Raw genomic sequence first — 21151 nt, forward strand, 5'->3', positions numbered from 1 at the left:
CGGGGCGGACTCGAGTCAGTCGGTCCGGATCCAGTCCGGGTCCACCGGATCGGTCGGGAGGTCGGCGTCCGCGATCCCGTAGAACTTCTCGCGGCCGACCGGGGAGCGCAGCCGGACGACACAGGTGTAGTTCGTGACCGAGAACGCCGTCACCGTTCGTGCGGACCGGCGGTGATCGAGCGCGAAGAGCCGCTCCGCGTCGGCCTCGACGGTGACGCGGTTGCCGAGCGGCCAACTCAGTGACTCGACCCGGCCGGTATCGACGTCGAACAGGTGAGCGATTAACTCGCGACCGCGCCGGCCCCGTGCCCCCTGTGATCGATCCCCGTGTAAGCTCATACACCAATCGTATCACCCGACCGTGAAAAATGATACTATCTCGGCTTGACAGTGCCGTTGGCAATGAGAATCAGTAGAAGATTGCCCCAGTGTCGGCGTCTCGGTCGCATCGAGACCGGCCTCCCACTTCCGATGTCTTAGGCTGACCAAAACCTTTTTAGATTTAGGCTCACCTAACTCCTCGTGATGGACGTACCCGCCCGCAGGGAAGAGCCCGAACGCGACGAGGACCGCGAGGAACCGGCGGCGGTCGTGACGAGCCACGAGACCCGCCCCGGGAAGACCGTTTTTACCGAACGCGACAACAGCGACGGCTGGATCGCGACCGATCTGACCGTCGACCTCGAGCGGTGAGTTCGGCGACGCCCGGGACCGACTGAGGCATCACCTACCGATCGCTCTCCGCCGTTTTCCTCTCGGAAAAACCGGTTCGCAGTCCGATAACCGCCGCCACGATGTGCCGTCGTCAGTGCGTCGCTTCCTCGAGGACCAGCGTGTCGTCTTCGAGGTAGTGTTCGAAGTGGTGGCCGTCCTCCTCGAGGTCGACGAGGATCTCGCGGAGGATCTCGGCGGTGGCGTGGTCACCGAAGTTCTCCGCGAGTTCGATGCTGTCGCGCGTCGACTCGATGATGTCGCCGTACATCTCGAGGTCGTTCTCGAACATCGTGCGGACGTCGTAGACGTCCTCGCCCTCGAACTCGACGGTGGCGCGCTCTTCCTGGTTCGCTGGCCCAGAGACGGGGACGCCGCCCAGCGCTTGCGCACGCTCGGCGATGATGTCAGCGCCCTCCTCGACGTTCTCGTAGGCCTCCTCGAGGAACTCGTGGAGCGGGAGGAACTCCGCACCCTCGACGGTCCAGTGGTGCTTTTTGAGCTGGTGGTAGAGGACGTAGGCGTTTGCCAGCTCCGTGTTCAGTGCGTCGACGATCTGTTCGGCCTTCTCCTGCTCGAGGCGAAGCTCGTTCTCCTCGACGGTGTCGGCCGACTGGCGAACGGTCTTTTGGGTACTCATCCTACTCCGAGGTACGTGCGCTTTCCACTTAAAGACTTCCCTTGAGAAAACATTTCTTTGGTATACCTAAAAAACAGTTTTTGATTCGGCCACTGTATTTCCCTCTGTGGGACGCGGGACCTGTCGCCGAACGAGACCGTCAAGCGCGCCTCTATTTTTTCGAGGCTGAGTAAACATTTTCAGTGGGGGGAGCGAAGGGACGCGTATGGCAACCGGAATCGCACAGCGGCGGGAGCGGCTCTACGTCGACGGTGAGTGGATCGAAACCGAGAACGCGCTGTCGGTATCGGACCTCGCCGCCGGCGGGACGTTCGCACGGGTGGCGGCCGCGGGGCCGGCCCACGTCCGAACGGCGCTCGAGGCCGCCCACGAGATCAAACCGCGCATGCGGGAGACGACGGTCGTCGAGCGCGCCGAGTGGTGTGAATCGATCGCCGAGCGGCTCCGCGAGCGCGAGGAGGAACTCGCGGAAGTGATCGTCCGCGAGGCGGGCAAGCCGATCTCGTCGGCCCGCGGCGAGGTCGAGCAGGCGGCCGAGCGGTTCGACCGGGCGGCCGAGGAAGCGCGCACCGTCGTCAGCAAGGGCGAGTACCGCGAGGGCTCGACGGCGGGCCACGAGGGCTGGCAGGCGATCGTCAAACACGAGCCGATCGGTGCGGTGCTGTGTATCACCCCCTACAACTATCCGCTGGCGACGACGGCCCTGCAGGTCGCGCCCGCGATCGCGGCCGGCAACAGCGTCCTGCTCAAGCCCGCCAGCAAGACGCCGGTGTCGGCGGCGATCCTCGCCGACGTCATCGCCGGCGTCGACGGGATCCCCGACGGCGCGTTCAACTTCGTCCCCGGCGAAGCGAGCGAGATCGGCGACCTGCTGGCCGGCGACGACCGCATCAACGCGATCGCGATGACCGGCTCCTCGGGCGCGGGCAAACACGTCGCCCGCGAGAGCGGCATGATCAACCTCCACATGGAACTGGGCGGCAACGCCCCCGCCGTCGTCTTCGACGACGCCGATTTGACCGACGTCGCGGGCGACTGCGCCAAGGGCTCGTTCAAGTACGCCGGCCAGCGCTGCTCGGCGATCTCGCGGGTGCTGGCCCACGAGTCGATCCACGACGACCTCGTCGACCTGATCGACGGCCAGATGGACGCCTGGCAGGCCGGCGACCTCTTCGACGAGGACACCGCCGTCGGCCCGCTCATCAGCGAGGACCAGGCCGACTGGGTCGCCGAACTCGTCGACGACGCCGTCGAGAAGGGTGCGGAGATCGTCCGCGGGGGCAGCCGCCGCGCGCCCGACGGCGTCCCGGACGAACTGGCCGATCAGTTCTTCGAACCGACGCTGCTCGCGAACGTGCCCCGCGACGCCCGCCTCGTCGACGAGGAACAGTTCGGTCCCATCGCCGCGATCACGACCTTCGAGGACGAAGCCGAGGCCCTCGAGATCGCGAACGGCTCCGACCTCGCGCTCGACGCCGCGGTCTTCACCGGCGACTACGAGCGCGCGATGCGGATGGCCGAGCGCATCGACGCCGGCGCGGTCCGGATCAACGGCGCGCCGAGCCACGGGCTGGGCGACGTCCCCTTCGGCGGCAACAAGGACTCGGGAATCGGCCGCGAGGGGATCGACGCCTCGATCCACGCGATGATGCGCGAGAAGAGCATCGTACTGTAGTCGACCGGCCGCTATCGGTTTCTGTCCGTTCCGTCCCCGCCTCAAGCGCCCGCCGCCTCTCAGAACGAGACGGTTTCAGTCATGAGGACGCTCTCCTCGTCGCCGCTGACTGCGACGACGGTAATCGTCGCCGACGTCCCGGACTCGTACTCGATCGTCTCGGCCTGGCCGACCTCGGTCAACTCGACGCGAACCCCGCTCTCGTCGCGCACCTCGACCCGATCGGCGGTGCCGCTCGAGTGATACATCACGACGACAGCGTTCGGCTTCCGGTCGGTATCGAGACTGACCCCCGCGTACGGCTCCGTCGGCTGGCTTCCGCGTTCGGCGAACAAGTCCCGATACTCGTACTCCTCGACCGGGACGACTCTCGTCGCGACGCCGACGTTGCCGTCCGTTTCGACCGTCAGGTCGGCGGACCGATCCGCCATCGCGTCCTCGAACTCGTCCGTCCCGTCGGCGTCGGCGTAGACGGCGATCCCCGAATACGCCGCCCGCTCGGCACCGAGTTCCCACGAGAAGACGGCTCCGACACCATCGTCGCGTCCCTCGTATTCGCCCCACAGGAACGTGCTGTCGCCGACTCGGTCGACCAACTGCGCGAAGTTCCCGTGCGAATCGATCCGGCGATCGGCCCCCTCGATACCGGCCGCGAGGATCGCCTCGAGGGCCGCGCCGTCGGCCGGGCTCACGACGATCGTCTCCTCGGAGACGGCGACCGAGACATCGTCGCGCCCGAAGGTCTCGAACTCGCCGACCGACGAACTGCCGTCCGTCTCGAGCGCGTCGGGGTCGAACGAGCCGTCGACGACGACGTTGCCGACGACGCCCTCCGAGCCGAACCGGAGAACGGAGTCGATCGCGTCCGTCCCGTCGGCGGCCGCTTCGACCACCGCGGCGCTGTCGCCGTCCGGGAGCGTCGGCACGGCCTCGATTACGGACGCCTGCAGGGCGTCCTCGTAGGTCTCGAGCGCGGTGAGATCGCGGTAGTGAAACAGCAGTTCCTCGCTTCCCGACGTCGGAACCCATCGCTCGAGCGGCGTCACGGTCGAGTCGCCGTCCTCGGTCGGCGACTCGGCGTCGTCGCTCTCGTCGTCTTCGCCGCCGAACCTGCCGAGACACCCGGCACCGAACGCTGCGAGTCCCGCGCCGGTCGTCGCGAGTAGTTTCCGTCGGTGAGTGCGTTCCATACTAATGGCTGCGATTTGAAATCATTGGCATATATAACTATCCCGATCCCGCCGACGAACGGCGAAGGAATTACGCCGTTGCGGATGAAGACGCGGGCATGCCCCACGACGTCCTCGTCGCCGGCGAAACGCTCATCGATTTCGTCCCCGAGCGAGCGGGGTCGCTCGAGGACGTCCCCGGCTTCGAACGCCGCCCCGGCGGTGCGCCGGCGAACGTCGCCGTCGCGCTCGTCCGCCTCGAGGAGCCACCGCTGTTCTGGACCCGCGTCGGCGATGACCCGTTCGGTCGGTATCTCGAGCGGACGCTGGCCGACTACGGGATTCCCGACCGGTTCGTCGAGCGGGACTCCGGGGCGAAGACGACCCTCGCGTTCGTGACTCACGACGAGATCGGCGACCGCGAGTTCACCTTCTACCGGGACGGGACCGCGGATACCCGCCTGGAGCCGGGGCGGATCGACGACGCGACGCTCGCGGACTGCGAGTGGGTCCACGCCGGCGGCGTGACCCTTTCGAGCGGTTCCGCGCGTGAGGCGACGCTCGACCTGCTCGAGCGGGCCGCGGCCGCCGACTGCACCGTCTCGTCCGATCCGAACCTGCGGCCGGAACTGTGGCCCGACGAGGGAACGGTCGCGAGCGTGGTCGGGGACGCGCTCGCACACGTCGACGTCTGTCTCGCGACGGTCTCGGAACTCGAGGCGCTCGGGTTCGAGGGCGAGTCCGCGACGGCGCTCGCTCGAGCCGCGGTCGAGGTGGGGGCGGTCCACACCGCGTTCGTCACCCGCGGCAGCGAGGGCGCGGTTGCGGTCGCGGGCGCGGACGCACCGTGGCCGGCGGCGACGGTCGAGCATCCGGGATTCGCGGTCGAGGCCGTCGACACCACGGGCGCGGGCGACGCCTTCGTCGCCGGGGCGATCACCGCCCTGCGAGACGGCGACGACCTCGAGAACGCAGTGGCGTTCGCGAACGCGGTCGGAGCGCGGGCGACCACCGGCCGAGGCGGAATGACCGCGCTGCCGACCCGCGACGAGGTCGCGGCGCTGCTCGAGGGAGAGTGACGCGCTGGGCCCGTGTGGTTGCAAGCCGGAGTGGTATCCGGAACTGCGTCGGACGAACGCGTATGGGTATCAACGTCCGCGGCGCGGTCCCGTTCGCGAAGTCGGTCGTGACGGGGATCAGCGAGAAGAACGTGACGTTCATGGCGGCCAGTATCGCGTATCAGGCCTTCATCTCGCTGCTCCCGCTGCTGATCCTCGTGTTCTTCCTCGTCGCGTTCGTCGGCGGCGAGGGGCTCGCCCAGCAGGTGTCGTCGGTCACCGAGGGCTTTCTCCCCGAGAGTGGCCAGGTACTGCTCGAGGAGGGGATCGAGGGCGACACCGGCAGCGTCGGGACTTCGATCATCGGACTCGTCGCGCTCCTGTGGGGGTCGCTGAAAATCTTCCGCGGGTTGGACACCGCCTTCTCGGAGATTTACGCCACGACCGACGAGAACTCGCTGGTCGATCAGCTCCAGGACGGGGCCGTCGTCTTCGGCGCGGTCGGCGTCGCGCTGGTCGCCGCGGCCCTGACGACGATCGCCTTTGCCTTCTTCCCGACGATCCCCTTCCTCGGACTGTTGAACCCGCTGTTGCTCGTCGTCGGGCTGACGATCGCGTTCCTCCCGATGTACTACCGCTTTCCCGACGCCGACCTCTCCGTCCGCCAGGTGCTGCCGGGCGTCGTCGTCGCCGCGGTCGGCTGGGCGCTTCTCCAGTCGCTCTTTCAGGTCTACGTCGCGGTCTCGAGCAGTTCCGACTCGGCCGGCCCGATCGGCGCGATCCTGCTCTTGCTCACGTGGCTGTACTTCGGCGGGCTGATCCTGCTGGTCGGGGCCGTCGTCAACGCGACACACTCCGGCCACATCGACATCGATCCCGACGAGAGCGAGGACGAGTCGCTCGAGGGCATCCCCGAGGACGCCGAGCGCGAGCCGTTCGTCGACGACGGCCGGCGCGAACGCGAGCGCCTCGAGGCGCGACTGGCCGAGTTGCGGCGGGAACGCGATCAGTTACGGAACGACCGCGAGGCCCAGCGCAGCCGTCGCTACCGGCTCGAGGACCGCGTCGACGACCTCGAGTCGCGGGTCGACTCCCTCGAGACCGAAAACCGCGCCCTCACCGAGGAAAACGAACGGCTCCGGCGCGAACTCGCGTCCAGCCGCAGCTCGTCGTGGCGGGGGCGACTGCGCGGCGTGCTTTCGCGAGTCCGAACGCTGAACGTCGGCGTCCTCGAGGACCGGAGCGAATAGGACTGATAGGCACACAGTTCCGAGGTAATTTCCGTCTCGCTCCGGACTGACAGATCCATATTGCGGTGGCGCGCGCTGTCGGCCGCCCGAACGATAGTGAGGGTGGCCGATGACATTGCGCGAGCGAATCGGCTGGGGAGGGTGTGGTCTCTCCGTGTTGCCACGATAGCAGGACACCGTTCTCGACGCTCCCGGTCCAAAACACCACTCAGCCAGTCGTATCCGAGATTCGAAAACGGAGTCGAGACGCATTAGTGGCTCCCCACCCCACCGAAACCCGTGTCCCATCCAGTCCGGGCCGCCCGGCGGTACGTCCAGCGCGACCACGCGTCGATCGTCAGCGCGATCGACGCCTGTGCCGACGCGGTCGCCGAGCCCTGGGATACCGCCCGGACCACCGACGTCGACGCCGTCACCGACGGGCTCCACCGGGCGCTCGAGGAGACCGGCATCCTCGAGCGCCTGCCCGGCGTTCTCGCCGGTGCCGTCGACGCGACCGGCCACGAACTGCGGGCCCGCCCCGTCGCGGGACCGCCCTACGTCGTCGTGACGAGCCGCGGCCCCGTCCTCCGGGCGACAATCGATCCCGGCCGACTGGTGATCCGCTTCGACGCCTTCGAGGTGGTCCGCGATTCCGAGCCGGCCCACCCGCCCGCCTACCGCCGCCGCGACGGGGTCGAACTCGCCGTCTCGCTCGAGTGATACGGTTTGCTGTACCGATGTACCGGTGCGACCGCGACACGGCCTGCGGTCGCACCGGAAATGACTTACAGCGGGCCGTCTGACCGACGCGACGCTCACCGTCCGCGACTCGCCGCTAGTAACTCGGATCGCTATTCCACCACGATTTGCTAACAGACGCCGTCAACGACGCCGATTGTTAATAATCTAGGATAGTGAGATAATAACCCTTATACCCCGACGGACCGACGTTCGGGTATGAAGCTGACACGACGCGCGCTGGTGAAAGCGGGAGCCGGCACGGTCGCGACGGGAGCGATCGCCGGCTGTCTCGACGATATCGACCCGGCGAGCGCCGAGATCGACGCCGGTTACGCGGCCTTCTTCACCCTCTGGGACTGGGCCGAGCGAGTAAGCGGCGACGCGATCGACTTCGAGAACCCGGTCGGCACCGGTGAGGCCGGCCACGGCTGGCAACCGAGCGGGGACCTCACCCGAAACGTCGCCGACACTGGGGCCTTCGTCTACCTCGATACGCCCGAGTTCTCGTGGGCCCAGGACCTCGCGGCGACGCTCGAGTCCGACTACGACACCGTCGCGGTGATCGACGGCCTCGAGGGACTGGAAGACCGACTCCTCGGGTGGGGCCACGAGGTCGACACCGGGGGGCACGAGGGGAACGATCACGACGAGAACGGAAGCGACGACCACGACGGCCACGATCACGACGAGACCGACTACGACCCCCACGTCTGGCTCGACCCCGTCATCGCGGGGGAGATCGTCGACACGATCGCGACCGGGCTGGCCGACGCCGATCCGGACAACGCCGACACCTACGAGGAAAACGCCGCGGCGTACGTCGACGACCTCGAGTCGCTGGACGAGCGACTGCAGGACCTCTTCGAGTCGGCCGACCGCCGGACCGCCGTCTTCGCCGGCCACGACTCCTTTACCTATCTGCAGGATCGATACGGGTTCGAGCTGCACACGCCCGTCGGCGTCTCGCCCCAGGAATCGCCGTCGTCGGGGGAGATATCCGAGACGATCTCGCTCATCGACGACGAGGGGATCGAGACGGTCCTCTACGACCCCTTCGAAGCGCCCGACGACGAGTATCCCCAGCTCGTCGAGACGCTGTTGCGGGACAGCAACGCGACCGACGCGATGCCGTTGAGCCACCTCTCGGGAACCCTCTCGACGTGGGAGGAGGAGGGCTGGGGGTACCGCGAGCAAATGGAAGAAATAAACCTCCCCGCGCTCAGAGAGGTATTAGACGCACAGTGACCGTCGTCGACCTCGAGAACGTGACCTTCGCCTACGGCGAGCAGCCGGCCGTCCGCGACGTCTCGCTGACGGTCGCGGACGGCGATTTCCTGGGACTGATCGGCCCGAACGGCTCGGGCAAGACGACCCTGCTGCAGCTCATGCTCGGGCTGCGCAGCCCCGACAGCGGCTCGATCGAGCTGTTCGGCGAGCCGGTGTCGTCGTTCGAGGACGGCGAGCGGATCGGCTACGTCTCCCAACAGGCGACCAGCGGCGGCGGCTCGATGCCGGTCACCGTCCGCGAGGTCGTCACCATGGGTCGGTTCGCCCACGCGGGCCACGGCCGGCTGACCGACGCGGATCACGCGGCCGTCGACGACGCCCTCGAGACGGTCGGCATCACCGACCTCGCGGACCGACAGATCAACGCGCTCTCGGGCGGCCAGCGCCAGCGGGCCTACATCGCGCGGGCGCTGGCCTCCGAGGCCGACCTGCTGGCGCTGGACGAGCCCACCGTCGGCGTCGACGCCGAGTCACGCGACGCCTTCTACCAGCTGCTCGAGTCGCTCAACGACGAGGGGATCACGATCATCCTGATCGAACACGACATCGGCGTGGTCACCGATCGGGCGAGCCGGATCGCCTGTATCAACACCGAACTCTACCACCACGGCGACACGGAATCGTTCGTCGAAAGCGACGCCCTGACCGAGGCCTACGGCGCGAGCGGCCAGGTCGTTCACCACCACCACTGACCATGTCGACTCGCTCTCCCCTTCGCCGACGGCTCGAGCGCGTCGGGATCGGCCTGACCGCGGTCCTCGCGGTGGCGATGGTCGGCCTGCTGGCGATCGACGCGCTCCGCTCGTATCCGGTCGTGAACGTGATCTACGATCAGGCCCGGATCGCGGGCTGGTGGCTCGATCACTACCTGGGGACGAACGTCTTCTACCATCCCTTCATGTGGCGCTCGATCGCGACGGGGATCCTGATCGGCGTCGTCGCGCCGCTTGTCGGCACCTATCTCGTCCACCGCGAGATGGCCCTGATCGGCGAGACGCTGGCACATACTGCGTTCGCCGGCGTCGCCGTCGGGCTCGTGGTGAGTTCGATGACCGGCTGGAGCGGTTCGCTCATGCTCGTCGCCTTGGTCGTCGGCATCCTCGGGGCGCTTGGCGTCCAGTGGCTGGCCGAGCGGACCGACACCTACGGCGACGTGCCGATCGCGATCATGCTGACCGGGAGCTTCGCCGTCGGGACGCTCATCATCAGCTACGGCCGCGGAATGACCGGGTTCAACGTCGAGGGCTATCTCTTCGGGAACATCTCGGTCGTCACCCCCTCGGGAGCGCGGCTGATGGCCGTCATCAGCGTCGTCGTCGTCCTCGTCACCGTCGCGACCTACAAACAGTTGCTTTTCATCACCTTCGACGAGCAGGCCGCCCGCGTCGCGCGGCTCAACGTCACCTGGTACAACACCTTGCTGATCGTGATGACGGCCGTCGTCGTCGTCGGCGCGATGCAGATCCTCGGCGTGATCCTCGTCGCCGCGATGTTGGTCGTGCCCGTCGCGGCCGCGACGCAGGTCGCCCACAGCTTCCGCGAGACGCTGACCCTGTCGATCCTCGTCGGACAGGTCGCGGTCGTCGGCGGCTTCGCCCTCTCGATCTCGCAGGGGCTGCCCACCGGCGGCTCGATCGTCGTCGTCGCCATCGCCTGCTACCTGCTCGCGATCCTCGCCTCGAGTCGCTCGACGGCTGCGATCTCGACGCGCTGAGTCTCGAGCGTGGGTCTCAGCCACAGCCTCTACGTATTCTCGGGTCGACGATCGCGTATGGGACGCCGCTCGTGGAACCTCCTCGCGAGCGCGGTCTTTGCGTTCGCCCTCGGCTACGTCCTCTGGCCGCCCGGGGACGTCTACTGGACTCGAGTCGCGGACGTGCTGGGCGAGCCACTGACCCTCGCGCTCGTCGCGTTGCTCGCCGGCGGGGGCGGCGCGGTCGCCGCCGTCCGTCTCACGGTCCCGCTCGCCGATCTCGTCGCCGGCAGTGTGATCGCCTACGCGGTCGGCATGGCGTTGCTCGAGGCGGTCGTGACGGCGGACAGCCCGGTTCATTTCCTGCTGTACGGCGGGCTGGTGCTGTGTTACTGGCTCGGGGCGACGGTCGCCGCGGTCGGACGGTCGTCCCGCGACGATCGGGGCTCCGGTTCCGACCGCCCCGAGGGACGCTCTCCCCTCGAGCGCGGCGTTTCGACGCGCGGTACCGGACGGCGGGAACACGCCGTATCCTTAACACGCTACCCGGCCAACCATCGAGCGATGGGACGGTTATCCGCACTCTTCGATCCCGAGACCGTCGCCGTGGTCGGCGCGACCGACCGCGAGGGCGCGGTCGGTCGGGCGATCCTCGAGAACCTGCGAGACGGGTTCGACGGCGAGGTCGTTCCGGTCAACCCCTCGCGCGAGACGGTCCTCGGGCTCGAGTGTTACGAGGACGCGACGAGCGCGCCGCCGATCGATCTGGCGGTGGTCGTAGTACCGCCCGATATCGTCATCGAGGCGATTCGGGACGTGGCCGACGCCGGCACCGAGAACGTCGTCGTCATCACGGCCGGCTTCTCGGAGACGGGCGGCGAGGGCGCCGAACGCGAACGGCGACTGCGCGAGATCGCCGCCGAACGCAATCTCAACGTCGTCGGCCCGAATAGCCTCGGAATCATGGCCACCGCGAACGGAATGAACGCCACCTTCGGCCCCGAGGACGCCCGCGAGGGCTCGATCTCCTTCATGAGTCAGTCCGGGGCGTTCATCACCGCCGTGCTGGACTGGGCCAACGAACAGGGGATCGGCTTCCGTGACGTCGTCTCGCTGGGCAACAAGACCGTCCTCGACGAGACGGACTTCGTCCGCGAGTGGGGGTCGGATCCGAACACCGACGTCGTCATCGGCTACCTGGAGGACATCGACGACGGGCAGGACTTTCTCGAGGCCGCCCGCGAGGTCACCGCCGACACCCCGATCGTCCTCGTCAAGTCCGGCCGCACCGACGCCGGCGCGCAGGCGGCCTCCTCACACACCGGCGCGATCGCCGGCAGCGAACGAGCCTACGAGGCCGGCCTCGAGCAAGCCGGCGTCCTCCGGGCCCGCTCGGTGCAGGAACTGTTCGACTCCGCGCGGGCGCTGGCCGGGCTGCCGGAACCCGAGTCCGACGGCGTCGCCGTCGTCACCAACGCCGGCGGCCCCGGCGTCCTCACCACCGACGCCGTCGGCGACTCGACACTCGAGATGGCCGACTTCGCGGACGGGACGTTCGACCGACTCGCCGCGGCGATGCCTGACGAAGCCAACGTCTACAACCCGATCGACGCGATCGGCGACGCCGACGTCGAGCGATTCGGCGAGGCATTAGAGATCGCCCTCGAGGACCCCAACGTCGGCAGCGCGGTCGTCGTCGCCGCGCCGACCGCCGTCCTCTCCTACGACGAGCTGGCCGAGACGGTCATCGAGAAGCTCGAGACCCACGACACGCCGGTCGTCACGTGCCTGATGGGCGGCGAGCGGGCCCGCGACGCCGAGGAGCGACTGCGCGAATCCGGGATTCCGAACTACTTCGACCCCTCGCGTGCGGTCTCGGGACTCGACGCGCTCGCGCGGTTCCGGGACATCCGCGAGCGGACGATCGACGAACCGGCGACGTTCGACGTCGACCGCGAGCGCGCCCGCGAGATCCTCGCTCGGACGAAACGCCGCGACGACAACCGCCTCGGGGTCGAGTCGATGGACTTGCTCGAGGCCTACGGGATCCCGACGCCACAGGGCGAGATCGTCGACGACCCGGATCGCGCCCGCGAGGTCGCCGAGTCGATCGAGGGCGACGTCGTCATGAAGATCGTCAGCCCCGACATCTCTCACAAGTCCGACATCGGCGGCGTCAGGGTCGGCGTGAGCGACGCGGACGTCGCCGACACCTACGAGGACGTGGTCTCGCGGGCGCGAAACTACCAGCCCGACGCGACGATCGTCGGCGTCCAGATCCAGGAGCTGCTCGACCTCGAGGCGTCGACCGAGACGATCGTCGGGATGAACCGCGACCCGCAGTTCGGCCCGCTCGTCCTGTTCGGACTCGGCGGCATCTTCGTCGAGATCCTCGAGGACACGTCGGTTCGAGTCGCGCCGATCGGCGAGGGCGAGGCCCGCGAGATGGTCGACGAGATTCAGGCCGCGCCGCTGTTGCGCGGCGCTCGCGGCCGCGAGCCGGCCGATGTCGACGGCGTCGTCGAGACGATCCAGCGGCTCTCGCAGCTGGTGACCGACTTCCCGTCGATTCTCGAACTCGATATCAACCCGCTCGTGGCGGGCCCCGATGGCGTACAGGCGATCGACCTGCGGCTCACCGTCGATCCGGACGACCTCGACACGACAGACCCATGACCGATCCAGACCCCGACCCCACGACCGCTGACAACGAGACGACCACCGACACCGACGACGCGACCGCCGCCGTTCGCGGCGACCCCGACGCGCTGCTCGTCAGTTCCCTCGCGGAGAGCGCCGGCAAGACGGCGATCACGCTGGCGTTGGCCCGACTCGCGGCCGACGCGGGCGACAGCGTCGGCTACATGAAACCGAAGGGAACCCGCCTCCAGAGCAACGTCGGGAAGACCCTAGACGAGGACCCGCTGCTCGCCCGCGACCTGCTTGAGTTAGAGGCCGAACTCCACGACCTCGAGCCGGTCGTCTACTCGCCGACGTTTATCGAGCAGGCGATCCGCGGCCGCGAGGACGACGCCGAACTCCGCGAGCGCGTGACGGAGGCATTCGAGACGCTATCGGCCGATCACGACCGACTGTTCGTCGAGGGCGGCGGCCGCTACGACGTCGGCGGCATCGTCGACCTCGCCGACCCCGACGTGGCGGAACTGCTCGACGCCCGGGTCCTGCTGGTCGCCCCCTACGAGATTCCGGCCGACGTCGACGACGTCATCGCCGCCGCCGACCGGTTCGGCGACCGACTCGCCGGCGTCGTCTTCAACGACGTCTCCGACGCGGCCTACGACGGGCTCGAGACGGACGTGGTCCCGTTCCTCGAGGGGCGGGGGATTCCGGTCTACGGCATCCTCCCGAGCGAACGGGAACTGTCGGGCGTGACCGTCGCGGACCTGGCCGACGAACTCGGGGCCGAGACGCTCGTGGCGGACGGGGCCGAGAACTACGTCGAGCGCTTTACCGTCGGCGCGATGGGGGGAGACAGCGCCCTGCGACACTTCCGCCGGACGAGAGACGCCGCCGTCATCACCGGCGGCGACCGGGCCGAGATCCACACCGCGGCGCTCGAGGCCCCCGGCGTCCGCTGTCTCATCCTCACCGGCGGCCATCGGCCCTCGGGCGCGATCACGGGACAGGCCCGGGAGAAGGGTGTCCCGATCCTGTCGGTCCGGACGGACACGCTGACCACCGTCGAGCGCGCGGAAGACGTCGTCCGCAGCGGCCGGACCCACACCGCCGACACCGTCGACCGCATGCAGCGACTGCTGTCGGACCACGCCGACATCGACTCGATCCTCGAGTAAATCCGGAGCCGCCGGGACCGCTCCCACCGCCGGTCGCGGCCGCTCGGACGGTTCGCTTTTGTCGCTGGCCGCAGTCGACCCGTACGGATGACTGACGTTACCGTTTCTCACGACGATGCGGATCGGTACGCGACCGTGGCGATCGACCGCCCCGACGCGGGCAACGCGATGTCACCGGCCGTCATCGCCGACCTCGGGGATCGCATCGAGGCGACCGCGGCGGACGACGCCGTTCGATCGATCGTCGTCACCGGCGCGGGCGGGACGTTCTCGGCTGGGGCCGACGTCGACGTCTTCGCCGCTCGAGCCGACGACCCCGACGCCGTGATCGACTACCTCGACTCCTTCTCGGCGCTCTACGCCCGCATGGAGGGCGTGTCGGTCCCGATCATCGGACGGGTGAACGGCCCGGCCTACGGCGGCGGCTACGAACTCGCGATGGCCTGTGATATCAGGATCACCGCGACCGACGCGACGCTCTGTCCGGCCGAGATCCGAATGGGGATCGTCCCGCCGTTCGAGCGCCTCTGTCAGGAACTCGGCGAGGGACTCGCCCGAGAGCTGTGTTTCACCGGCGGCGTCCTCGAGGCCGAGGCGGTCGCCGACACCGATCTCTTCAGTCGCGTCGTCGCCCCGGACCGACTCGACGACGCGGTCCGCGAGGTCGCGAGACGGATCGCCGAGCGGAGTCCGAACGCGGTCGCGCAGACGAAGCGGGCGATGGTTCGACACCGGGCCGACGAGATCGCCCGCGGGCGGGCGTATCGGCACGCGCTCGACGAACAGTGCGTTCGCCATCCGGACTTCGCCGAGTCCGTCGCCGCCTTCCGCGAGGGCCGGGAACCCGACTACGAGTGACGGCAGGCTCGAGCCGCCGTCGGTCACGTTGGACTCGGTGACTGTCACGTCTGACCAAGAATTAAGAGTCCGCCCCGCATGGAGCCAGACATGGACGATACACCCCAAGAGATCACCTCTCTCGTCGGCCGCGAGGTCTACTCGAACAACGGCGTCTTCGTGGGCGAAGTCGAGGATCTCCGCCTGAACATCGACGGCCAGGCCGTCTCCGGTCTCGCGCTTGCGAACCTGAACGGCGAACTGTTCGCCGAGGAAGCCCGAACCGGGCAGGGCATCATCGTTCCCTACCGCTGGGTCCGCTCGGTCGGCGACATCGTCTTGATCAACGACGTCGTCGAACGGGTTCGCGAACCCGACGAGGAAGAAGACGAACTGCTGGCCTGATCGGGGTTCCGTTTCGCGGCGCTTAGCTTCCGTTCGAGCCTTCGCTTCCCCCGCCCTCGACGCCCATCGCGTCGAACAGCGTCCGCTTGACCGCCTCTTCGGTCAGCTCGAGCAACGTATCGCGCGTGTCCTCCGAGATTTCGATCCCGGTGAAGATGCCCAGCGGAATCTCCGCGCTGGCCTGGGTCGAGTGGCCCGCCGTCTCGCCGATCTCGCCGTAGGCGTCGTCGAGTACCTTCCCGATGTTGATGCGGATATCCTTCGAGCGGCCGGCGAGGAAGATCGTCTCGTCGGCGATGCCGAAGACCGCCGTCGTGGTCACGCCCTCGAGGTTCAGCAGGTGACTGGCCGCTTGGGTCAGCGCCTCGCGATCGCGGACGATGCCGGCGTTCGAGATGAGGTGACTCCCCTGGACGTCGCGGTTGGTGATCGCCTCCGCGAGGACGTCTAAGGTTTCGGGGGACATCGACGGCGACTCGACCTGCTCTAAGGTGTCGTGGTTCGCGAAGGGGTAGAGGTAGGCCGCGGCGGTCAGGTCGGCGGGGGTCGTGTCGCGTTTGAAATCCAGGGTCTCCGCGCGGATGCCGTAGAGCAAGGCGGTTGCGACCTCCTCGGAGACGTTCATGTCGAACTCCTGAATGTACTTCGTCATGATCGTCGACGTCGAGGACATGTTCGGCCGGATGTCGACGAACTCGGGTTCCGATTCGGATTCGGACTCGTTGTGGTCGATGACGATGTCGACGGGCAGTTCCATCTCGCCCGCGGTGCCGTGATCGACCAGGGCGACGGTGTCGTAGACCGAGTGGTCCTCGATCTCGTCCCACTGGACCAGATCGATCCCCAGCAGGTTGACGAACGCGCGGTTCTCCTGGTGGCCCACGTCGCCCAGATAGATGATGTCTGACTCGATGCCAAGGTGGTCGGCGATCGCCTGCAGGGCCGCCGCCGACGCGATCGAGTCCGGGTCGGGGCTGTCCTGCGTGACGATCGCCAGCCGCGTCGCCGTCTCCTCGACGAGGTCGGCCAACTTGCCCGCGTTGTACTCGAGTTCGCCCGACTCGAGTGCCCGCAGGGCGGACTCGGCGATCACAGAGGAGGGGTTGATGACGATGTCGGCCCCGAGTTCGGAGAGTTCGTCGCCGGAGACGGGGTCGCTCGCGCGTGCGACGACGAACTGGCTGTCGTCGGCCGCGCGGATGTGTTCGACGGCCTGTTTGTTCGATTCGACGTCGGAGGCCAGAATGAGGACCACGTCCCGGTCGGCCACCAACTCCGCGGCCTCGGGCTCGCGGATGTCGGCCCGGCGGGCGTCTAAGTCCTGATCGCGCAGCGACTCGACGCGGCTCTCGTCGCGGTCGATGATCAGCACGTCCTTGCCCTGTTCGACGAGTTCCTCCGCCACGGCGTATCCCACGCTTCCGCAACCCAAGATAGCGTAATCGGAGATGGACGAGATCGTAACCCCCGTACTCATTGCCCGAGTGGTCGGACCCACCGCACTTAACCCTCCCGAAGAGTGGTACGTCCTGAGACGGCCCGCTGTCAGCCAGTGCCGGTGTCCCTGCGACCGTCCTGTCGGATACCGGGACACCGCATCCGTACGAGAGCCACCCGGACGACTCGAGGTGGTGCGCCCGTGGATCACTGCCATGGCACCGACCAAGGGAAACGTATTTTAACGACCGACGGAAAGTCGGAGGTACAGGGCCGGTAGCTCAGTCCGGCAGAGCGTCTGACTCTTAATCAGACGGTCGCGTGTTCAAATCGCGCCCGGCCCGCTTTCCTGTCGCGAACAAGTCCGTGAGCGACAGGTAACGGAACCGTCGGGACTTGAACGCAGGGAGGTCGCGCGCAACGGAGTGAGCACGTCCGACCGTGTGTTCAAATCGCGCCCGGCCCGCTTTCTGCGCTAGCGACGTGGAGTACGGACTAATCGCAATCAGGCGTCGGGTTGATACGGTCACCTGTCAGCTACAGAAGCCGTCACTGTCGGAACGGGCGGCTTCGTTATCAAACCCACGGCAAGAAGCGGTTCGCAGAAGTGTCGATAACGTCACCAGCACGGGCAAGAAGTACGGTTCGGTCAGTTCGGTGGACGACTGTCCGCGGAACCGAACCAACGAGACGGCGGTGCAAGGTTCCCTGGCGTGTCGCTCCGAAAACGATCACGTCGTGATCACTAGCGGCGTCGATAATCCTCTCGACCGTCTCGTCGTCTCCGTGAATCGCCGACTCAGTCCGAACCTGGGGGCCGGGCGCTTCTTCGAGCTGCAGTTGTGCGCTTGCAATGTACTCGCGTACGCTCTCGAGGTCCGTCTCGGAAGTGGCGACTGACAAGAGGTGTATGGCGGCATCGTTGCGAGCAGCAATCGCCTTCGCTACGGATGCTGCCGGACGGACGTGAGGCCCGCCAGCCACTGGCAGGAGAACGGAATCGACGCTGCTCGCCGCTTGTCCGATTCGTTCGACATAGAGATCACACGGTGTCCGCTCGATGAGTCGATCGATAGTAGTACCGAGGACGGCATCCGTTCGGCGTTTTCGCTCTTGCCAGCCCACGACGAGCGCGCGTGCATCGGTCTGCCCAACGGCTGTGAGTATCCCATCAACGACCGATCGGCTGACGATTAGCTCACCCGTTACCGTGACATCGTCAGGGGCGACTGTCGTTGCTTTGTCGAGTATATCCTGACTGGTTCCCGAGTACTGCCCGATAATCGTCTCATCGGTATACAGGGAAAACGCTGAGTTGCGGGCTTTGGCGATCACGGAAACGATCTGCACGAGGCCATCCGTTACCCGGGCGAGATCGCCGGCTGTTCGGACCAACTGCTCTGCGTGGTCGGGGTTACCGATCGCGACCAGTATCGGTCGAGATTCGTCTGCGTTTCCCATGCGTGTTACTTCGTGTCATGAGTCCCAATACCCTTGGGTCGAATACGACGTTGAACGGTCAATACTGGAGAAAGACGCACACGACGTCCAATCACGAGTCGGTCACGGCCGTCACGGTCGTCGACCTCGGCGCGATCCGCGAAAGCGAGCCCGCGACGGCGACGACGCGGTTATCGAGGCCTCGAACCGGCTGTTCGACCTCGGGGACGGCGAGAGGACGGACTGAACCGGAGCCGGTCCAAACGGGGCTTATACCCCCGTCCGAAACGGACACGTATGAGTCAGGACTCGAGGCTGCGGGTCGTCTGTCTGGCGGGCCCGAGCGACGCGGGCAAGACGTCGCTCGTCCAGGAACTGATTCCGGAACTGGCCGCCGACGGCCGCGTCGCGACGGTCAAGTCGATCCACCACGACATCGAGATCGACACGCCCGGCACGGACACCCACCGCCACCGGAGCGCCGGTGCCGAAACCGTCGTCGGGGTCACGCCGGAACTCACCTTCGATATCTCGACCCGCGGGAAACGGGACCCACCCGAACCGACCGGTGACGAACCGCTGCTCGAGACCGATGACCCCGAACTGCGGGCGCTCTCGCGGACCCTCGAGCGCCTCGCCGACCGGGGTTACGACACCGTGATCGTCGAGGGATTCGCCGCGGCGCCGCTGCCGACGATTCTCGTCGGGGACCGCGACCCGGAAGCGGTCGGCGGGCCCGTCGTCGGCCGCGGCGACGACCCGATCGACGACCTCCTCGCGGCGATCCGCTCGCTCGCGGGGCTCGCGGTACCGACTGGTGGACGGCGGTCGAACAAGTCGGGGGACTGAGACGGACCGCTGTCAGTCTGTGCCGGCGCGACTGCGAACTCCTGTAGGTATCCCGGGACACAGCGGCGAGAATCCGGCCGATTCGAGAGACCGGATTGGCGTGTCGGTCCGGTAAAGCGGTCGGAACCGGCAAGCCGCGAGCGGCCGTCGCCGTTCGGCTCGCCGACGCCACGTAACCATATTCGATTGTTTTCCCACAATATAAGAACTGAAACCAGTTATGTTTACGGTGGTGTTCGAAGGGAGCGTATGCGAAGTCAGGGCGACACCAACGGGGCGGGCCCGACGAGCCGTCGGACGCTACTCGCCGCGGCGGGCGGGTTGACGGCGGGGCTGGTCGGGACGGCGGGCTGTCTCGGCACCGCCGACGAGGTCCGCGTCCTCGCCGCGGGCAGCCTGGCAGCCGCGTTCGAGAACGGGGTCGGCCCGGCCTTCGAGACAGACGCCGAGTTCGGCTACGCGGGCGAGTACTACGGGACGAACGCCGTGTTGCGGCTGGTCGTCGACGGGACGAAACACCCCGATGTCGTGATCGGGGCCGACGTCGCCCTCCTCCGAGACCGACTCTATCCCGACCACGTCGACTGGGACGCGACGTTCGCGGCCAACGAGGTCGTCGTCGCGTACGAGCCGACGACGACGCTGGGCGAGCGGCTCGCGGCGGGCGAACCGTGGTACGACGTCTTCGCCGACGCCGACGACGGCGAGATCGCGATCAGCGATCCCGACGTCGACCCGCTTGGCTACCGGGCGCTGCTCCTGTTCGAACTCGCCGAACGCGAACACGGCCTCGAGGGGTTCCGGGCGGCGATGGCCGACCGCGTCGCCCACGTCGCCGACGAGCCTCGACTGCTCGCCGGACTCGAGAACGGTGACCGAGCTTGTGCCGTCGCCTACCGCAACATGGCGACCGAGCGTGACGCGGCCGTCCGCCGGCTGGACGACGCCTACAACTTCGGGAGCCGCACCCGCGCCGACCGGTACGCGCAGGCGAGCTACACCACCGAACGCGGCCACACCGTTACGGGGTCGCCCGTCGTCTACAACGCGACGGTCCCGGCCGACGCCGACGATCCGGACGCCGGCCGGGCGTTCGTCTCCTTCTTGCTCGAGAACGAGGCCCTGCTGACCGACCACGGCCTGCGGGTGGACGACGACGTGCCGCGGTTCCACGGCGATCCGCCGGAGGGGATCTCGCCGTGACCGCCTCGAGCCGCGAGCCCGAACGGGCGTCGGTCCCCGATCGCGGTCGCGGGTCCGCTTCGGACCGCGAGCCCGAGGATCCGTCGAACGACGACGGCGAGCGCCGGGCTGTCTCGAGCGGCGGACACGGCTGGTTCGGCGTCCGTCGACCGTGGACCGCCGGCGGGCTGGCCGTCCCCGCGTTGCTCGGGACGGTGTTGCTCGCGTACTTCGTCGTCCCATTCGCGGCCTTCCTGTTCCGGAGTCGGCGCGTCGACGTCGTCGCCGGGCTCGCCGATCCCGCGGTCCGCGATGCGATCGCGACGTCGCTGCTGACGGCACCGGTCTCGACGGCCGTCGCGACCGTCTTCGGCGTGCCGCTGGCCTACGTCCTCTCGCGGGCCTCGTTCCGCGGGAAGCGACTGGTCGAGGCACTCGTCCTGTTGCCGCTCGTCGTCCCGCCGATCGTCGGCGGCGTCATGCTGTTGACCGTCGTCGGCCGCTACACGCCGATCGGGGCCGCCGCCGCGGCGGTGGGGTTGCCGCTGACCGGCAGCGTCGCCGGCGTCGTCCTCGCCCAGACGTTCGTCGCCGCGCCGTTTCTCGTCGTCACCGCCCGCGCCGGCTTCGACGGGGTCGACCCCCGCCTCGAGGAGGCCTCGCGAACGATGGGATACGGCCGACTGCGGACGATACGGCTGGTCTCGCTGCCGCTTGCACGCAACGCCATCGCCGCCGGGATCGTCCTGACGTTCGTCCGGGCGATCGGCGAGTTCGGCGCGACGATGATGGTCGCGTACACGCCGCGGACGATGCCGACCCGGATCCGCGTCGCCTTCATCGCTCGCGGGATCGACGCCATCGTCCCGATCGCGCTCGCCTTGCTCGCGATCGCCGTGATCGTCGTCGTCGCCGTGCAGTTGCTGGTCGGCACCCCTCGTCGGAGTTGATCGACGGCGACGGCGGCGCTTCCGCCGAGT

General features: G+C 67.7%; 20 protein-coding genes and 1 tRNA gene. 16 read left to right on the top strand and 5 right to left on the bottom strand.

What is annotated here, in order from left to right; translation table 11 throughout:
• Nucleotides 1–15: 15 nt before the first annotated feature.
• Complete coding sequence (locus A6E15_RS09505) at nucleotides 16–339, bottom strand: hypothetical protein (protein WP_076145776.1); 324 nt, start codon at nucleotides 337–339, stop codon at nucleotides 16–18.
• A gap of 186 nt (nucleotides 340–525) precedes the next feature.
• On the opposite strand from A6E15_RS09505, the gene A6E15_RS20905 reads away from it, so the two are divergent.
• Nucleotides 526–693 (top strand): hypothetical protein, encoded by a 168-nt coding sequence (locus A6E15_RS20905; RefSeq protein WP_175607232.1) that lies wholly within the window; start codon nucleotides 526–528, stop codon nucleotides 691–693.
• A 112-nt stretch (nucleotides 694–805) separates the two neighbouring features.
• On the opposite strand, the gene dpsA is transcribed toward A6E15_RS20905, so the two are convergent.
• Nucleotides 806–1351, bottom strand: coding sequence for a DNA starvation/stationary phase protection protein DpsA (dpsA, locus tag A6E15_RS09510; protein WP_076145778.1), 546 nt, complete (start codon nucleotides 1349–1351; stop codon nucleotides 806–808).
• Between the two features lie 205 nt (nucleotides 1352–1556).
• On the opposite strand from dpsA, the gene A6E15_RS09515 reads away from it, so the two are divergent.
• Complete coding sequence (locus tag A6E15_RS09515; RefSeq protein ID WP_076145779.1) at nucleotides 1557–3026, top strand: aldehyde dehydrogenase family protein; 1470 nt, start codon at nucleotides 1557–1559, stop codon at nucleotides 3024–3026.
• 59 nt (nucleotides 3027–3085) lie between these two features.
• Here A6E15_RS09515 and A6E15_RS09520 read toward each other — a convergent pair whose 3' ends face one another.
• Nucleotides 3086–4216 (bottom strand): hypothetical protein, encoded by a 1131-nt coding sequence (locus A6E15_RS09520; protein ID WP_076145781.1) that lies wholly within the window; start codon nucleotides 4214–4216, stop codon nucleotides 3086–3088.
• A 98-nt stretch (nucleotides 4217–4314) separates the two neighbouring features.
• On the opposite strand from A6E15_RS09520, the gene A6E15_RS09525 reads away from it, so the two are divergent.
• From A6E15_RS09525 to A6E15_RS09570, 10 genes are all read left to right on the top strand, one after another.
• Nucleotides 4315–5274 (top strand): carbohydrate kinase family protein, encoded by a 960-nt coding sequence (locus A6E15_RS09525; RefSeq protein ID WP_076145783.1) that lies wholly within the window; start codon nucleotides 4315–4317, stop codon nucleotides 5272–5274.
• 62 nt (nucleotides 5275–5336) lie between these two features.
• Nucleotides 5337–6503 (top strand): YhjD/YihY/BrkB family envelope integrity protein, encoded by a 1167-nt coding sequence (locus A6E15_RS09530; RefSeq protein ID WP_076145784.1) that lies wholly within the window; start codon nucleotides 5337–5339, stop codon nucleotides 6501–6503.
• A gap of 279 nt (nucleotides 6504–6782) precedes the next feature.
• On the top strand, nucleotides 6783–7205 hold the full coding sequence (locus A6E15_RS09535; protein ID WP_076145786.1) for a hypothetical protein: 423 nt from the start codon (nucleotides 6783–6785) through the stop codon (nucleotides 7203–7205).
• 237 nt (nucleotides 7206–7442) lie between these two features.
• Nucleotides 7443–8471, top strand: a complete 1029-nt coding sequence (locus A6E15_RS09540) for a metal ABC transporter substrate-binding protein (RefSeq protein WP_076145787.1) — start codon at nucleotides 7443–7445, stop codon at nucleotides 8469–8471.
• Complete coding sequence (locus tag A6E15_RS09545; RefSeq protein WP_076145788.1) at nucleotides 8468–9205, top strand: metal ABC transporter ATP-binding protein; 738 nt, start codon at nucleotides 8468–8470, stop codon at nucleotides 9203–9205. Before A6E15_RS09540 ends, A6E15_RS09545 begins: the two co-directional genes overlap by 4 nt.
• 2 nt (nucleotides 9206–9207) lie before the next feature.
• Nucleotides 9208–10227, top strand: a complete 1020-nt coding sequence (locus tag A6E15_RS09550) for a metal ABC transporter permease (protein WP_076145790.1) — start codon at nucleotides 9208–9210, stop codon at nucleotides 10225–10227.
• Between the two features lie 543 nt (nucleotides 10228–10770).
• On the top strand, nucleotides 10771–12882 hold the full coding sequence (locus tag A6E15_RS09555) for an acetate--CoA ligase family protein (protein WP_076148289.1): 2112 nt from the start codon (nucleotides 10771–10773) through the stop codon (nucleotides 12880–12882).
• Nucleotides 12879–14021 carry a phosphotransacetylase family protein gene (locus A6E15_RS09560; RefSeq protein ID WP_076145792.1) on the top strand — a complete coding sequence of 381 codons (1143 nt, stop codon included), beginning with the start codon at nucleotides 12879–12881 and terminating at the stop codon, nucleotides 14019–14021. The genes A6E15_RS09555 and A6E15_RS09560 overlap by 4 nt, the downstream gene beginning before the upstream one ends.
• Nucleotides 14022–14108: 87 nt before the next feature.
• Nucleotides 14109–14879, top strand: coding sequence for an enoyl-CoA hydratase/isomerase family protein (locus A6E15_RS09565; protein ID WP_076145794.1), 771 nt, complete (start codon nucleotides 14109–14111; stop codon nucleotides 14877–14879).
• A 90-nt stretch (nucleotides 14880–14969) separates the two neighbouring features.
• Nucleotides 14970–15263, top strand: a complete 294-nt coding sequence (locus A6E15_RS09570; RefSeq protein ID WP_076148291.1) for a PRC-barrel domain-containing protein — start codon at nucleotides 14970–14972, stop codon at nucleotides 15261–15263.
• Between the two features lie 22 nt (nucleotides 15264–15285).
• Here A6E15_RS09570 and A6E15_RS09575 read toward each other — a convergent pair whose 3' ends face one another.
• A complete protein-coding gene (locus tag A6E15_RS09575; protein ID WP_076145796.1) occupies nucleotides 15286–16740 on the bottom strand; it encodes a DHH family phosphoesterase in 1455 nt (484 codons plus the stop codon).
• A gap of 230 nt (nucleotides 16741–16970) precedes the next feature.
• On the opposite strand from A6E15_RS09575, the gene A6E15_RS09580 reads away from it, so the two are divergent.
• A tRNA-Lys gene (locus tag A6E15_RS09580) sits at nucleotides 16971–17044 on the top strand.
• A gap of 232 nt (nucleotides 17045–17276) precedes the next feature.
• Here A6E15_RS09580 and A6E15_RS09585 read toward each other — a convergent pair.
• Entirely contained in the window at nucleotides 17277–18161 is an 885-nt protein-coding gene (locus A6E15_RS09585) for a universal stress protein (RefSeq protein WP_076145798.1), read from the bottom strand.
• 276 nt (nucleotides 18162–18437) lie between these two features.
• On the opposite strand from A6E15_RS09585, the gene A6E15_RS09595 reads away from it, so the two are divergent.
• From A6E15_RS09595 to A6E15_RS09605, 3 genes are all read left to right on the top strand, one after another.
• Nucleotides 18438–18989, top strand: coding sequence for a molybdopterin-guanine dinucleotide biosynthesis protein B (locus A6E15_RS09595; protein ID WP_076145802.1), 552 nt, complete (start codon nucleotides 18438–18440; stop codon nucleotides 18987–18989).
• Between the two features lie 249 nt (nucleotides 18990–19238).
• Nucleotides 19239–20192 (top strand): extracellular solute-binding protein, encoded by a 954-nt coding sequence (locus A6E15_RS09600; protein WP_076145804.1) that lies wholly within the window; start codon nucleotides 19239–19241, stop codon nucleotides 20190–20192.
• Entirely contained in the window at nucleotides 20189–21121 is a 933-nt protein-coding gene (locus A6E15_RS09605) for an ABC transporter permease (RefSeq protein WP_076145806.1), read from the top strand. Before A6E15_RS09600 ends, A6E15_RS09605 begins: the two co-directional genes overlap by 4 nt.
• The last annotated feature ends 30 nt before the right edge of the window (nucleotides 21122–21151 follow it).

The sequence above is a fragment of the Natrinema saccharevitans genome (assembly GCF_001953745.1).
In the GTDB taxonomy this organism is placed as follows: domain Archaea; phylum Halobacteriota; class Halobacteria; order Halobacteriales; family Natrialbaceae; genus Natrinema; species Natrinema saccharevitans.

Excerpts from the sequence above, each read along its gene's own strand:
- A6E15_RS09540 (WP_076145787.1), top strand. The coding sequence starts at position 7,443 with ATGAAGCTGACACGACGCGCGCTGGTGAAAGCGGGAGCCGGCACGGTC.
- A6E15_RS09600 (WP_076145804.1), top strand. The coding sequence starts at position 19,239 with ATGCGAAGTCAGGGCGACACCAACGGGGCGGGCCCGACGAGCCGTCGG.
- A6E15_RS09565 (WP_076145794.1), top strand. The coding sequence starts at position 14,109 with ATGACTGACGTTACCGTTTCTCACGACGATGCGGATCGGTACGCGACC.
- A6E15_RS09525 (WP_076145783.1), top strand. The coding sequence starts at position 4,315 with ATGCCCCACGACGTCCTCGTCGCCGGCGAAACGCTCATCGATTTCGTC.
- A6E15_RS09515 (WP_076145779.1), top strand. The coding sequence starts at position 1,557 with ATGGCAACCGGAATCGCACAGCGGCGGGAGCGGCTCTACGTCGACGGT.
- A6E15_RS09560 (WP_076145792.1), top strand. The coding sequence starts at position 12,879 with ATGACCGATCCAGACCCCGACCCCACGACCGCTGACAACGAGACGACC.
- A6E15_RS20905 (WP_175607232.1), top strand. The coding sequence starts at position 526 with ATGGACGTACCCGCCCGCAGGGAAGAGCCCGAACGCGACGAGGACCGC.
- A6E15_RS09555 (WP_076148289.1), top strand. The coding sequence starts at position 10,771 with ATGGGACGGTTATCCGCACTCTTCGATCCCGAGACCGTCGCCGTGGTC.
- A6E15_RS09570 (WP_076148291.1), top strand. The coding sequence starts at position 14,970 with ATGGACGATACACCCCAAGAGATCACCTCTCTCGTCGGCCGCGAGGTC.
- A6E15_RS09585 (WP_076145798.1), bottom strand. The coding sequence starts at position 18,161 with ATGGGAAACGCAGACGAATCTCGACCGATACTGGTCGCGATCGGTAAC.
- dpsA (WP_076145778.1), bottom strand. The coding sequence starts at position 1,351 with ATGAGTACCCAAAAGACCGTTCGCCAGTCGGCCGACACCGTCGAGGAG.
- A6E15_RS09550 (WP_076145790.1), top strand. The coding sequence starts at position 9,208 with ATGTCGACTCGCTCTCCCCTTCGCCGACGGCTCGAGCGCGTCGGGATC.
- A6E15_RS09530 (WP_076145784.1), top strand. The coding sequence starts at position 5,337 with ATGGGTATCAACGTCCGCGGCGCGGTCCCGTTCGCGAAGTCGGTCGTG.
- A6E15_RS09575 (WP_076145796.1), bottom strand. The coding sequence starts at position 16,740 with ATGAGTACGGGGGTTACGATCTCGTCCATCTCCGATTACGCTATCTTG.
- A6E15_RS09595 (WP_076145802.1), top strand. The coding sequence starts at position 18,438 with ATGAGTCAGGACTCGAGGCTGCGGGTCGTCTGTCTGGCGGGCCCGAGC.
- A6E15_RS09520 (WP_076145781.1), bottom strand. The coding sequence starts at position 4,216 with ATGGAACGCACTCACCGACGGAAACTACTCGCGACGACCGGCGCGGGA.
- A6E15_RS09505 (WP_076145776.1), bottom strand. The coding sequence starts at position 339 with ATGAGCTTACACGGGGATCGATCACAGGGGGCACGGGGCCGGCGCGGT.